Annotated in this window: 13 protein-coding genes; 3 read left to right on the forward strand and 10 right to left on the reverse strand. The window is 72.8% G+C overall.

From position 1 onward, the window contains the following. Positions 1-22 precede the first annotated feature (22 nt). Positions 23-313: a hypothetical protein gene (locus LW587_RS01245; protein WP_232627789.1), complete on the forward strand. Its 291-nt coding sequence runs from the start codon at positions 23-25 to the stop codon at positions 311-313. Positions 314-328: 15 nt separating this feature from the next. On the opposite strand, the gene LW587_RS01250 is transcribed toward LW587_RS01245, so the two are convergent. From LW587_RS01250 to LW587_RS01260, 3 genes are all read right to left on the reverse strand, one after another. Continuing rightward, the gene (locus tag LW587_RS01250; RefSeq protein ID WP_232627790.1) at positions 329-1285 is read right to left on the reverse strand and encodes a ferredoxin--NAD(+) reductase; all 957 of its coding nucleotides are present in this window, start codon (positions 1283-1285) and stop codon (positions 329-331) included. An 83-nt stretch (positions 1286-1368) separates the two neighbouring features. Continuing rightward, positions 1369-1722, reverse strand: coding sequence for a hypothetical protein (locus tag LW587_RS01255; protein ID WP_232627791.1), 354 nt, complete (start codon positions 1720-1722; stop codon positions 1369-1371). Between the two features lie 114 nt (positions 1723-1836). Further along, positions 1837-4749 carry an EAL domain-containing protein gene (locus LW587_RS01260; protein ID WP_442919077.1) on the reverse strand — a complete coding sequence of 971 codons (2913 nt, stop codon included), beginning with the start codon at positions 4747-4749 and terminating at the stop codon, positions 1837-1839. Between the two features lie 311 nt (positions 4750-5060). Between LW587_RS01260 and LW587_RS01265 the strand changes: the two genes are divergently transcribed. Further along, positions 5061-6077 (forward strand): glycosyl transferase, encoded by a 1017-nt coding sequence (locus tag LW587_RS01265; RefSeq protein WP_232627792.1) that lies wholly within the window; start codon positions 5061-5063, stop codon positions 6075-6077. Then, positions 6074-6997, forward strand: a complete 924-nt coding sequence (locus LW587_RS01270; RefSeq protein WP_232627793.1) for an NAD-dependent epimerase/dehydratase family protein — start codon at positions 6074-6076, stop codon at positions 6995-6997. The genes LW587_RS01265 and LW587_RS01270 overlap by 4 nt, the downstream gene beginning before the upstream one ends. Before the next feature lie 108 nt (positions 6998-7105). Here the strand turns inward: LW587_RS01270 and LW587_RS01275 are convergent, their stop codons facing one another. The 7 genes from LW587_RS01275 to LW587_RS01305 form a co-directional block, all read right to left on the reverse strand. Continuing rightward, a complete protein-coding gene (locus tag LW587_RS01275) occupies positions 7106-7507 on the reverse strand; it encodes a thiol-disulfide oxidoreductase DCC family protein (RefSeq protein ID WP_232627794.1) in 402 nt (133 codons plus the stop codon). A gap of 5 nt (positions 7508-7512) precedes the next feature. Beyond that, positions 7513-7683 carry a hypothetical protein gene (locus LW587_RS01280; protein WP_232627795.1) on the reverse strand — a complete coding sequence of 57 codons (171 nt, stop codon included), beginning with the start codon at positions 7681-7683 and terminating at the stop codon, positions 7513-7515. A gap of 968 nt (positions 7684-8651) precedes the next feature. Next, on the reverse strand, positions 8652-10616 hold the full coding sequence (locus tag LW587_RS01285; protein WP_232627796.1) for a polysaccharide biosynthesis protein: 1965 nt from the start codon (positions 10614-10616) through the stop codon (positions 8652-8654). A 65-nt stretch (positions 10617-10681) separates the two neighbouring features. Continuing rightward, positions 10682-11533, reverse strand: a complete 852-nt coding sequence (locus LW587_RS01290) for a DUF1206 domain-containing protein (RefSeq protein ID WP_232627797.1) — start codon at positions 11531-11533, stop codon at positions 10682-10684. A 5-nt stretch (positions 11534-11538) separates the two neighbouring features. Beyond that, positions 11539-11874 carry a hypothetical protein gene (locus tag LW587_RS01295; RefSeq protein WP_232627798.1) on the reverse strand — a complete coding sequence of 112 codons (336 nt, stop codon included), beginning with the start codon at positions 11872-11874 and terminating at the stop codon, positions 11539-11541. A 24-nt stretch (positions 11875-11898) separates the two neighbouring features. Beyond that, positions 11899-12111, reverse strand: coding sequence for a hypothetical protein (locus tag LW587_RS01300; protein WP_232627799.1), 213 nt, complete (start codon positions 12109-12111; stop codon positions 11899-11901). A 103-nt stretch (positions 12112-12214) separates the two neighbouring features. Further along, positions 12215-12775 (reverse strand): Uma2 family endonuclease, encoded by a 561-nt coding sequence (locus tag LW587_RS01305; RefSeq protein ID WP_232627800.1) that lies wholly within the window; start codon positions 12773-12775, stop codon positions 12215-12217. Positions 12776-12803: the final 28 nt, after the last annotated feature.

The raw sequence follows: 12803 nt of genomic DNA on the forward strand, positions 1-12803 counted from the left end.
GTGCCTCGGCGCGATCGCCGGCATGGCGGTGATCGCGCTGTCCTGCGGCGGCCGCATCCAGACCGAGACGATTCCGAGGCAATGGGGCATCGGCGGGCGGCCGACCTGGTATGCCGACAAGACGATCGGCCTCTGGGCGCCGGTCGCGATCCTGGCCGTGATCGCGCCTGCGCTCTTCCTCACGATCAAACAGACCTCGGACCAGGCGTGCCCCGGGGACTGGATCGGGATGATCGCGGCCTTCGTCGTCGTGCTGGCAGTCTCTACGTGGCACGTCTCGGCGGTTCTGGCCTGGGCCGCGGCGCAGCGCTGAGGGCTTCGGCCCGCCTCACGCCCCCGGCGGGAGGGGGATCGGGTAGAACCGCGCCCCGGCGGCGGCGGCCAGCACCTCCACCGCGCCCACCGTCGAGGCACAGCCGGAGGCGTGGACCGCGTCGGTCGTGCGCAGGGTCGGGACATGGGCCGTCAGCGGCCCCGGGCGCACGTCCGGCGGGCGCTGGCGGTGGCGGTCGGCGGCGAGCGTGATGCGGGAGACCCCGGTGGCCCTGAGCCATTCGAGGGCCGGGCGCATGTAGAGGTCGAGGGGATCGCGGGCGCCGACCACGAGGCAGATCTCGCGGGCGGGCTCGATGTAGCGGGCGGCCCGGGCGATCGCCCAGATCCCGGCAAAACCCGTCTCCGCGGCGACGAGCACGAGGCGTCCGCCGCCGGGTCGGTAGGTGCCGTGGCCGAGGGGGCCCTTCGCCTTGGCGAGGGTGCCCGGCACCGGCGCGCAGCCGAACAGGCCGGTCAGATCCTCCGGGCTTTCGCCGCGCAGGTGGAACACCATCTCGTTCAGCTCGGCCCCGCCCTCGACGCCGAGGGTCGGCGCGAGCGTCACCGGCCGGCCGCCCTCCAGGGTCAGGCAGATCTGATCGCCGGGCTCGACGGCCAGCCGCCGCTCCAGGGTCACGACGAGCTGGAGCACCCGCGGGGCGATCGCCGTGATCGCGTCGACGCTGCCGGTGCGGCGGGCGACCGTGCGGGCCGGCGCCTGGGCCGGGCGCAGGGACGGTCCGGATTCGGGATGGGCGAGGACCGGAAGCTCCGCCCGCCGGGCGCGGAGAGGCTGGCGCCGGGCGGCGGAGCCTCCGCCCTGGCCGAGCAGGCCGGCGCCGTGCAGGCCCTGCAGGGGGGCGATCACCCCGTCGGCGAGGGCGGTCTCCAGGGAGGTGTCGCCGGGCGAGACCCGCAGGGTCTGGCCGTTCACGACGAGGGAGCAACGGGCGCTCGTGGGCGCAGGCATCGCGGGCATCCCGCTCCGGAAATCGATGGGTCTCGGGGAGGCGTGGGGCGGCGTTTCGGAGGCCGGCGCGCTCTCGCCCGCGGTCACGTGAGACCGTGGATCAGGCGCCCGACCAGGGCGGCCCAGCGCTCGCGCTCGGCCCGGGCCTCGGGGCTCAGGGTCTCGCTGTCGGCGAGGCCGAGGCAGGTGCGCAGAGCGTCGCTCTCGCGGCGCTCGGCGGCGAGCGCCGCCTTCATCAGCAGGACTTCCATCCGCAGGCGGTCGAGGTCGCCCGTCCCGCCGGCGTCGGGGGCCGGCTCCGGCGCGGCGGGCACGGCCAGGGCCGGCGAGCACGGCTGGGCGGCGTTGGCCAAGTGGGTGCGGATCGGCCGCGTCATCAGGCGACGCACCGTGCTGCCACCCTCGCCCGGAATCCTGCGTCTGACCGCCTCGTGCATCGTCCATCCCCGGGACAAGGGGCCGGGATGCCCATCCGGCCTCCCGATCCTTCCGGGGATAACCTTGATCCGGTATGGTTAAGGGAGGCTTAAATCCGCTTCCCAGAGGCGCGGTCAGGCGGCTTCCGGTGCGGCACCGACGAGCTGGCGCGCCTGGAGCGTGGTCAGCGGCTCGCCGAAGGCCGCCCCTTGCGCGTAGGTGCACCCGAATTCCTGCAGGCCCTGGGCGTCCTCCTCGGACTCGGCGCCCTCGGCGACGATGGCGAGTCCGAGTTCCTGCGCCATCCGGACGATCGAGCGCAGCATCGCGGTCTGGCCCTGCCCCATCTGGCGCACGAAGGTCTGGTCGATCTTGAGCGTGTCGAAGGAGAAACGCTGCAGATAGGAGATCGCCGAGTAGCCGGTGCCGAAATCGTCGAGGCAGAGGCCGGCGCCGAGGTCGTGCACCCGGGCGAGCATCTGGGCGGCGTATTCGGGATTCTCCATCACGAGGCCCTCGCTCATCTCCAGCTTGAGCGAACCCGGCAGCACGCCGGTGCGGGCGATCACCGTCTTCACGTCGTGCAGGAGGTCGTGGCGCAGGAGCTGGCGCGAGGAGACGTTGACGATGGCGAAGATCGGCGGCTCGACGTCGAGGGAGCGCTGCCAGGCGGCGAGTTCGAGGGCGGTGCGCTCGATGGCGAAGTTGCCGAGCGCCACGATGACCCCGGTCTCCTCGGCGACGGGGAGGAAGGTCGCGGGCGGGATGCGCCCGAGCTTCGGATGGTCCCAGCGCAGCTGGGTCTCGAAGCCCGCCACCGTCCGGTCTTCCAGCCGCACCACCGGTTGGAACAGGACCCGGATCTCGTTGCGCTCGATCGCCTTGCGCAGGTCCGCCTCCAGCATGAGCCGGTCGGAGCGCTCGGTGCGCATGTTGGCGCGGAACACCTCGATGCGGTCGCCGCCGCCGCGCTTGGCCTGGATCATCGCGATCTGGGCGTTCTTGATCACCTCGTCGCGCCGCTGCTGGCCGGCCGAGGGCGTTCCCGGCCCGGCCTCGTACAGCGCGACGCCGACGGAGACGGTGAGGAAGACCTCCCGGTCGGCGTAGGTGACCGGGGTGGCGATGGCCCGGCGGATCATCTCGGCGAAGGCGAGAATGCGGTCGGGCTCGCGCTCCGAGAGCAGGATCACGGCGAACTCGTCACCCGCCACCCGCGCCAGGGTGTCCTGCGGGCGTAGGAGACGGCCGAGCCGGCGGGACAGGGTGAGCAGGATCGAATCGCCCGCCGAGAGGCCGATGGCGTCGTTGATGGTCTTGAAGCGGTCGATGTCGAGCACGATCACCGCTGGCCGCAGGCGCGGGTCCTGGCCCGCCATCGCCAGGCCGGCATCGAGCCGGTCGCGGAACAGCTCGCGGTTCGGCAGGCCGGTCAGGCTGTCGTGCACGGCATCGTGCAGCAGCCGCTCCTCGGCGGTCTTGAGTTCGGTCACGTCGCTGATGGTCCCGACGATGCGGATCACCTCGCCGTCGGTGCCGATCACGGGGCGGGCCTTGAGGCGGTACCACGCATAGGGGCCGGCGGCCGAGCGCAGGCGGAAATCGTGGACGATGCGCCCGCGCCGCTCCTCGATCACCGTGTCGAGGGCCGCCGAGTAACGCTCCACGTCGAAGGGGTGGAGCAGTCCGAGCCAGTTCGCCGCCGGGCCTTCGAGGGTGCCGCGCCGGAGCCCGAGCTGCGTCTCGATCTCGGAGCCGGCGAAGACGCGATCGCCCGGCACGTCCCAGTCGAACACCGTGTCGCCCGCCCCCGTGAGCGCCAGCGCCCGGCGCTCGGTGTCGGAGACGAGGCTGTGGCTGAGCCCGCCGCCCGCGAAGGCGTGCTGCATCACCGTGAAGCCGATCAGCATCACGATGAGGACGAGGCCGCCGATCAGCGCGGGCTGGACGAGGTCCGAGCCGAGATGGCCGGTGATGGCGAAGCCCGCCGCCACCACCCAGAACACCAGGAGGAGCCAGGTCGGCACCAGCAGGATCGCCCGATCGTAGCCGTTATGGACGGCGAGATAGAGGATCAGCAGCAGGCCGACGCCCGCGACCGCCGCGATCGAGATGCGCGCCACGCCCGCCGCCACCGGCGGATCGAACACCGCGAGGCCGACGAGTCCGGCGAGGAAGGTCAGCCAGAAGAAGGCGACGTGGCTGTAGCGCACGTGCCAGCGCGACAGGTTGAGATAGGCGAACAGGAAGACGAGCAGCGTCGCCCCGAGCACGGCCTCGGCGGAGGCCCGGTAGATCCGCTCGGCCAGCTCGGTGACCGGGAAGACCCGCTGCAGGAAGCCGAAATCGATGCAGGCATAGGCCAGCACCGCCCAGGACAGCGCCGCCGCGGCGGGAAAGATGATCGCGCCCTTGACCACGAAGATGATCGTCAGGAACAGCGCCAGGAGCCCGGCGATGCCGATGATGATGCCCTTGTAGAGGGTCAGCCCCGAGGTCTTCTTCCGGTAGGCGTCCTGGTCCCAGAGATAGACCTGGGGAACGTTGGGGCCCTTCAGCTCGGCCACGTAGGTGACCGTCGTGCCCGGATCGATGGTGATCAGGAACTGGTCGGCCTCCGGGCTCTCGTCGCGCTCGGGCCGGATGCCCTCGCTCGCCGTGATCGCGGCGATGCGCGAGCCGCCGAGATCGGGCCAGACCACGCCGGAGCCGACGAGGCGGAAATGCGGGGCGACCAGGAGCCGGTCGATCTGCTCGTCGGTGTCGTTGGTGAGCGCGAACACCATCCAGTCCGGCCGCGCCCCGGCCTCGCGGGCCTTGACCGCGATGCGGCGCACGATCCCGTCCTTGCCCGGGGCGGTGGAGATCTGGATCAGGTCGCCGTCCGAGCGGTAGCGCTCGATCATCGGCGTGAGATCGACCGCCGGCGCGTCGAGGGTGACGCGCACGGCCTCCACCGCGCGGGCGGGCTGGGTGACCCCGAGGAGACCGGTGAGGAGGCCGGCCAAGACCGTCAGGACCGCGAGGACCGGGGAGGGAATGCGCAACGGGCTTGTTCTTGGACCGGCGGATCGGCAGGGCGTGGCGGCGTCTCGAGCGGGCAAAGTCGTATCGGCGGTGCCCGGCCCCCGCAAGGCGCCGGCTCGACGGCGCGGGGCGTGCCCACCGCTGTTTCGGCACCCCGCGAGACCGAGCGGATCGCGCGGCTTTGCGGCCAAAACAAGCCGGGGCCTCGCCGATCCGGACGGCGCCCGTTAAGGCGGGCGGCGGATGCGGCGGCGCGGGAAACGCCACGGCGACCCCCTCCCCGACCGCGGGAGGGGGTCGGATCAGGTCCTGTCAGGAAGTTCGCTCGCCCATGAGCCTTGCTCCCCTCCTCGCCGTCCCGATCGCCTGCGGGCTCTGCGCCGGGCTGATCGTGCTGCTGAAGCCCGTGCTGCGGCGCTACGCGCTGGCCCGGCCGAACGCCCGCTCCAGCCACCGCGTGCCGACGCCCCAGGGCGGGGGCATCGCCATCGTCGCCGCCGGGCTGGCCGCGGCCGGGCTGGTGGCGGTGACGTCCGGGATCGGCCTCGGCGGATACGCGCTGCCGGTGCTGGCGCTCGCGGTGCTGGTGCTGGCCGCCGTCGGCGCGGTCGACGACATCCGGCCGCTCCCGGCCTCGCTCCGGCTCGTCGTGCAGGCGGTGGCGGTCGCCGCCGTCGTCCTGACGGCGCAGGGGCGGCTCGTCCCCGAGATCCCGCTGTCGCTGGAGCGCGCCGTCGCGGTGCTGGCGGGGGTGTGGTTCGTCAACCTCGTCAACTTCATGGACGGGCTCGACTGGATGAGCGTGGCCGAGTTCGTGCCCCTCACCGCTTTCTTCGCGGCGCTCGGGGCAGCGGGTCTGGTCGCGCCCGCGCCGGCCCTGGTCGCGGCCGCCCTCCTCGGCGGGCTCCTCGGCTTCGCGCCGTTCAACCGGCCGGTGGCGCGCCTGTTCATGGGCGATGTCGGCTCGCTGCCGATCGGCCTGATCGTGGCATGGCTGCTGTTCGGCCTCGCCACCGAGGGGGGGCTCGCCGCCGCCCTGATCCTGCCGCTCTACCCCGCCGCCGACGCGACGCTGACCCTGCTGTGGCGGATGAAGCGTGGCGAGCGGGTCTGGCAGGCCCATCGCAGCCACTTCTACCAGGTCGCCACCGTGAGCGGCCTGTCCGTGCCGCAGGTCGTGGCCCGCGTGTTCGTCGTTCAGCTCGCCCTGGCCGGGCTCGCCCTCGCCACCTTGCTTTGGCCATCCGGTCCGGTCACGCTCGTTTGCCTCGCCCTGGCGGCGGGGCTCGTGGCGGCGCTTTTGCGGCACTTCGCGACGCCGAGGGGACGGAAGGGAGTCGGAGCGTGACGGGACGGCTGATCGCGCTGACCGGGGCGACGGGTTTCATCGGGCGCCACCTGCTGACGGCCCTCTCGGCCCGCGGCTACCGGGTGCGGGTGCTGCTGCGGCGGCCCGTCGCCGTGCCCGAGGGGGCGAGCGGCGCGGTGGTGGGGGATCTCGCCCGGCCAATGAACATGGCCGCCGCGCTGACCGGGGTCGATGCCGTGGTCCATTCGGCGGGGCTCGCCCACGCCATGTCCGGCGCCCCCGACGACGATTTTCGCGATTCGAACACCGAGGCGACCCGCAAGCTCGCCGAGGCCGCGCAGCGGGCCAGGGTGGGGCGCTTCGTGTTCCTGTCCTCGATCCGGGCCCAATCGGGCCCCAGCGCCGCGGCGGCGCTCTCCGAGGCGGATCCGCCGGCCCCGACCGATCCCTATGGCCGCTCGAAGCTCGCCGCCGAGGAGGCGCTCGCCCAGGCCGGACTCGACTGGGTGGCCCTGCGTCCGGTCCTCGTCTACGGCGCGGGGGTGAAGGGCAACATGGCGGCTTTGCTCCGGCTCGCCCGAACGCCCTACCCGCTGCCGCTGGGGAGCCTGACCGGCCGCCGCTCCCTCGTCTCGGTCGAGAGCCTCGCGGGCGCGGTCGCGGCGGCGCTCGAGGCGCCGGGCCCCTTGGCCCGCCCGCTGATCGTGGCCGAGCCCGACCCGCTGACGCTGCCCGAGATGCTGACGGCGCTGCGCGCCGGCCTCGGCCGGGGGCCGGGCCTCCTGCCCTGCCCGGTGCCGCTGATCGGGCTCGCCTGCCGGGCGAGCGGCCGGAATGAGGTGTTCGATCGGTTGTCGGGTTCGCTGGTCGCCCGCGCCGACGGGCTGGAGGCCCTCGGTTGGCGGCCGGCGCACGGCCCCCGCGACGGGCTCGCGGCCCTGGCACGGGCGGGCGGGTGAAGCATCGGCCGAGAGGCGAATGCCGGCTCCCGGGACGAGGCCGCACGGGCGCTGCGGGAATCGCGCCCTGCCCGAGGGGCTCGGAGGATCGGGCTCGGAGGATCGGGCTCAAAGCATCCGGCCGCGCCGAAGAAGCCACACGAGCCGGGGCCGGAGGGGAAGCGAGAGGCGGTAGGCAGCCTCGGCGAGCACGAGGAAGGGGCGTCGACCCAAGATCCGCGCGTCGATCAGCCGCCCGAGCCAGCGCCAGCCGGGCAGGGTCCGCCACAGCCTCGCGAAGGCGGCGGCCCCGGAGACGAGCTGCCCGTCCCGACTGCGCAGATGGAACCGGCCCAGTGCCGCCGCGCGGGTCAGCCCAGGCCCCAGGGGCGCGGCCGCGTCGCGCCCGACATCGACGAAGGCGACCTGCCCGGCCCCCCGGCTGCGGCGATAATGAGCGATCTCCTTCCGGCAGAGCGGGCAGGCCCCGTCGAAATAGACCGTGACCTCCGCGTCCGCTCCCTCGCCCATGGCCGTCACGGACGGCGCGCGGCGGTGGTCACGGGCTCGGCGGGACCATCGATCGCGCGCCCCTGATCCCGGGTCGGCCCCGTGCCCATGAACAGCCCGACGATGGCGATGCCGGCCATCGCCACGGCGACGACAGAGGCGGCGTAGAACCGGAAATGGATATGGTCCACTCGCATGGCGCGGAGAGCCTCCTGGCGTGTCGCGAAAAGATGTTTCGCCGAACGACAATCGATCGATCGCGGAATTGCTCCGCCCGAATCGGTCACGATTGTGTTCCGAACAGCAAAACTTGGATCGACGCGAGTGTTGGTGCGAGAAGAAATGCGGGGACGATCTGAGCGAGACTGAGTTCTTGGATTCGACCGATTGTCGCAGTCTCGAGCGCGCGGCAAGCCTGGACGTTGAGCGGCCGGTTCCTTTGCCCGAGAGCCTTCTCACGGTGAACGCGGGTCTCTCCTCTCGGGCAGCCCGCCCGAGCCGGGATCCGAGTGCCTCGGGACCGCCTCGGAGCTCTGCGCCGCCCATGCGCGATGACCCCGGAGCCGTCCATGTCCCTGCTGCGATCCGAGCCCCCCGCCGCCGGCCTCGCTCGATATCGGCACATCCCCGCCCTCGGCGCAGCCCATATCGGCCCAGCGCGAGGCCGCCATCGACGGCGGCCTGCCCGGGATGAGCGCGCCGCTGCAGGCCATGAGCCGCACCCTGTCAGTCGCTGGAACACCCGGGCCGAGGCGCTCCTGCCGGGCCGGACGGATGGCGGCTGCGGGGGAGCGATCTCGAGACGGGCGGCTTCACCACGGTGCTCACGGCGCTGCCGGCCGAACAGACCGCCGACCTCGTGAGCGAACCCGCGCCCGCGATCGCCGCCGTGGCCCGGGCGACGCGGTCGGAGCCCTGCTGGACCGCTTCTTCGCCGAGACCGGCGGACGCCGGTGCTTCCGGTGCATCTCGCCGGGCCTCGCTGGCGCTATGCGGCGTCGGGCGCCACCGGACGCGATCTGCTGTGGAACCCCGCCCGCGGGCCGGGGGCCTGCGGTGACGGGCTCGCCGGGCCGGGGGTCGAGCAGGCGTGGCGGTCCGGCCGGCGCCTGGCCGCGGCCGTCGGGGCGCAGGCGCGGCCGGCCGGCCGATCGCGGCGCGTGACCTACGAGGCCGCCGCCACGGGTTCGGGCTGCGGCGCGCTGGGGGGGGCCGTCGGCACCGCCCGGGCCCGCTCGCGGAAATCGGGAATCGCCTCCTCGAACACCGCCTCGGCCGCCGCCCGGTCCCCGGCCTCCACGGCCGCGCGCAGACGCCGGATCCAGCCCTCCAGGATCACCCGGTCGGCGAAGACGGGCTTGGCGGCCATCACCCCGTCGATGCCGGCGAGCTGCACCCGCGGCTCCTCCTTGGCGAACAGGATCTCGTTGAGCCGCTCCCCGGGGCGCGCCCCGGTCACCTGGACCTCGATGTCCTCGCCGGGCTCGAAGCCGGCGAGACGAATCATCCGCTCGGCGAGATCGCGGATGCGGACGGGCTGGCCCATCTTGAGCACGTAGACCGCTGCGCGCTGCTCGCCCGTGTCGCCGCGCCCTTCCGCGTCGGCGTGGGAGGCCGCGGTGAGGACGAGGTCGGAGGCCTCGCGCACGGTCATGAAGTAGCGCACCATCTCGGAATGGGTGACCGTGACGGGGCCGCCCCGGGCGATCTGGGCCTTGAACACCGGCACCACCGACCCTGCCGAGCCGAGCACGTTGCCGAAGCGCACGGCGATGAGGCGGGTCGCGCCCACCCCCGATTGCTCGGCATCGAGGGATTGGGCCACCATCTCGGCGAAGCGCTTGGTCACGCCGAGCTGCGAGACCGGCTCGATCGCCTTGTCGGTCGAGATCATCACCAGCGCCCGGGCGCCCGCCGCGACGGTGGCCTCGGCGACGTTGATCGAGCCGAACACGTTGGTCTTGATGCCCTCGGCCCAGTCGCGCTCGAGATAGGGCACCTGCTTCAGCGCCGCGGCGTGGAAGACGTGGGTCGGCCGGAAGTCGCGGAGGAGGGCGTGCAGCCGCTCCCGGTCGCGGATGTCGGCGAGGGCGCCCTCGACCTCGGCCTCGGCGTGCAGCAGGGCGGGAGCGTTGAGGACGCCGTGGAGCGCCGGCTCCGAATTCTCGATCACGAGGAGCGCGGCGGCGCCGAAGGCGATCGCCCGGGCGCAGATTTCCGAGCCGATCGAGCCGCCGCCCCCCGTCACGACGACGCGGGCGCCGACGAGAAAGGCTTCGAGGCGCGGTCGGTCGATGGCGACGGTGGGACGAAGCAGCAGGTCCTCGATCTCGAGGGGGGCGAGTTCGGCGTCGCGCATCCCCTCGCCGAGGCTGGTGACGCGGGCGAGCGGCAGGCCGAGCCGCCGGGCGCGGGCGATCAGGTCGTCGGGCTCGGATTCCGGCGCCAGCGCGCTCGGCGTCGCCACGAGCCGGCGCACGGCCGCGCCGCGGCCGGCGAGATCGGTCACGACGCGTTCGAGGTCGCGGAAGCCTCCGAGCACCGGCACGCCGCGCATCATCTGGCCGGCCTCGTCGGCCCGCGGCGAGAGGATGCCCTTAGGCGCCAGCCGCTTGACCGAGCCCGACTCGATCGCCCGCAGCACGATCTCGATATCGGCCCCACGTCCGAGCAGCAGCGTCGGCGTGGTGGCGGCCTTCGCCTGGGTCTGCCGGGAGCGGGCGTATTTCAGGTAGCGGAAGGCGAGGCGCGGGCCGCCGAGCAGGAAGACCTGAAGCACCCAGTAGAGGGCGATGGCGACCTTGCCGAAGAAGTAGAAGCCGTACAGGTTGGCCGAGACCAGCACGTAGTCGATCACGAGAAGCGTCAGCGCCATGACGCTCGCCGCACGGACGATCCCGGCGAGATCGGGCAGCGAGGCGAAGCGCCACTTGGTCCGGTAGAGCTTGAACCACGCGTAGATCAGCCCGGCATAGACCAGGAACGGCGGCAGCAGGAGCGGCAGCGCGTGCAGCCGCTCGGCGAGCAGGTCGCCTTGGAAGCGGAACACGAAGGTCAGCACCACGGCCGCCGCGGTGGCGGCGAGATCGTGGGCGACCATCACCGCCGTCTTGAGGGTGCGCTTCTGCATGGGGCTTTTTGCGAGTGCGGGGCGGTATCGGCGCCGCCCCGGGCGATGTCAACGCGGGCGCGGCCTCAGCTTACCGCGCGCTTGGCCCGATCGAGGGCGGCATCCGCTCCCTCGATATCCGGAGCGTCGATGCGGCGGTAGCGGGCCTGGATCAGGCCGAACGCCCCGAAGGCGAAGTGCCCGGCGGCGACCACCGCGAGCAGCACCCAGCCATAGGGCTGCGCCCGCAAAGCCGCGAAGGCTCCCGAAAGGCCGTGCGCCTCGGAGGGACCCTGCGTCCAGGCGGCGGCGGCGAGGAAGCCGGCGATGATCAGGAACACCACGGCGCGGGCCGCATAGCCGAACCGGCCGACGGGCTTGGCCCAGCGGTCGCCCCCCGCCGGCAGCGAGAGCCGGTCGGTCACGTCGCCCTTCCAGGCCTTGGTGGCATAGGCGATCCCGGCCGTGGCAACCCCCGCGGCGAGGAGCCCGACGAGCCAGGCCCCGAGGGGCTGGCGCAGGAGCCAGGCGGTCCAGTCCCGCACGCCGTCGCCCCCTGCCGAGGCGCGGCCGATGCCGAAGGCGAGCTGCCCTGCCGTCACCGCGAGGCCGGCATAGATCGCGGCGCTGATGAGGTGGGCGCCGCGCACGGCGAGCGCCTTGGGCGAGCGGCCGCGCCGGTCGGCGTCGGTCGTGCCCTCGACGAGGCGCCACAGGGCGAAGCCCGCGAGTCCCACGGCGATCAGCCCGACGATGATCGCGCCGAACGGGCCGCCCAGCACGGCCCGCAGCGCGCCCTTGCTGTCGCTGGCCGAGCCGCCCTGGCCCAGGGCCGCGAGCAGGGCCAGCGCGCCGACCACGCAATAGACGAGGCCGCGGGCGCCGTAGCCGAAGCGGGCGAGATGTTCGAGGGCGTTGTCGTTCCGGCTCCAGGACATGCCGGTCAGTCGCGCTCGGGCTTGCCGGAGAGCGCCACGTAGAAGCCGAGCCCGTCGCCCGCCGGAAGCGTCTGGAGGCGATCGATCCAGCCGCGGCGCTTGCCCTCGAGCAGGAGGCGGCCGACCGGTTGGAACAGCGTCTCGCCGCCGCCCTCCGGCGGAGGTGCGAGGCGCACCGCCACGGTCTTGCCCTTGCCGAAGCGACTGCGCTCCAGCATGTCGCCGATCGAGGCCTCCGCGGTCGCGCGATTGGCGGTGCGCAGATCGAGCACCGACTCGGCATCGGTGACGCCCAGCGTGCCGCGCAGCTTGTTGGCGTAGAAATCTTCGAAATGGGGCAAGGCCGGTCCCGTACGGGTTCGTCGTCAGAAGTCGAGAGCGTCGTCGATGTCGGCAACGGCCAGGATGCCGTGGAGTTCGGACAAGCCGATCGCGCCGATCCGCGGATGGCGTGGGTTCGGCGACGGCATCGGCCCGCCGTCGATCCGTTCCGAAGGCTCCTCGTCGAGCCAACCGGCGACCCAGGCGTAAGACGCCGCCGCCCACATGCCGGGGTCGCGCCGCAGGGCGAGCGCCATCGAGAGGCCTCCGAAGACGGTGGCGATGCTAGCACTGCCCCGCCGCCAAGCAAGCGGGCAGCCAAGCAAGCGGGCAGCCAATCAAGCGGTCTGGAGCCCGAGGTCAGAGGCTGAGGCGCGCATAGATCTCCGCGACCGCCAGCGTGCCGCCGAGTTCGGGCAGGTCGATGACCCCGCCGGGGCCGGCGACCTGAACGATCCAGTCCGGAGCGCGGCGCCAGACCTCCACCCGCGCCTCGTTCTGATGCACGAGCAGGAGGACGGCGAGCGACGGAACGGTCTGGTAGAACTCGGTCTTGCGGCCGCGGTCGAGCACGAGGGTCGAGGGCGAGAGGACTTCCACGACGAGCAGGGGATCGCTCGTGTAGCCGTCTTCGGGCGGCGCGCCGCATGACACCACCACGTCGGGAATCGGCGCATAGTCGTCCATGGCCTCGCTGAGGATCGCGAGACCCGGATAGGCGCCACAGCCCTGTCGCTCGGCGAGATCGTCGAGACGCTTGACGAGGTTGGTGACGATGCGCTGATGCCGGCCTTTTGCCGGCGACATCATCGTCGGCATTCCGTCGATCAATTCCCAGCGCTCATCGTCCGGCCGGAGGGCGGCCCAATCCCGATACTCGGCGACCCGCATGCGGGTGTCGCGGCGCGCTGGCACGGCCATCGCTCAGCCTCCTGTGCGAAGGCCGGAA

This window comes from Methylobacterium sp. Leaf118 (genome assembly GCF_920984675.1).
Lineage (GTDB): Bacteria > Pseudomonadota > Alphaproteobacteria > Rhizobiales > Beijerinckiaceae > Methylobacterium.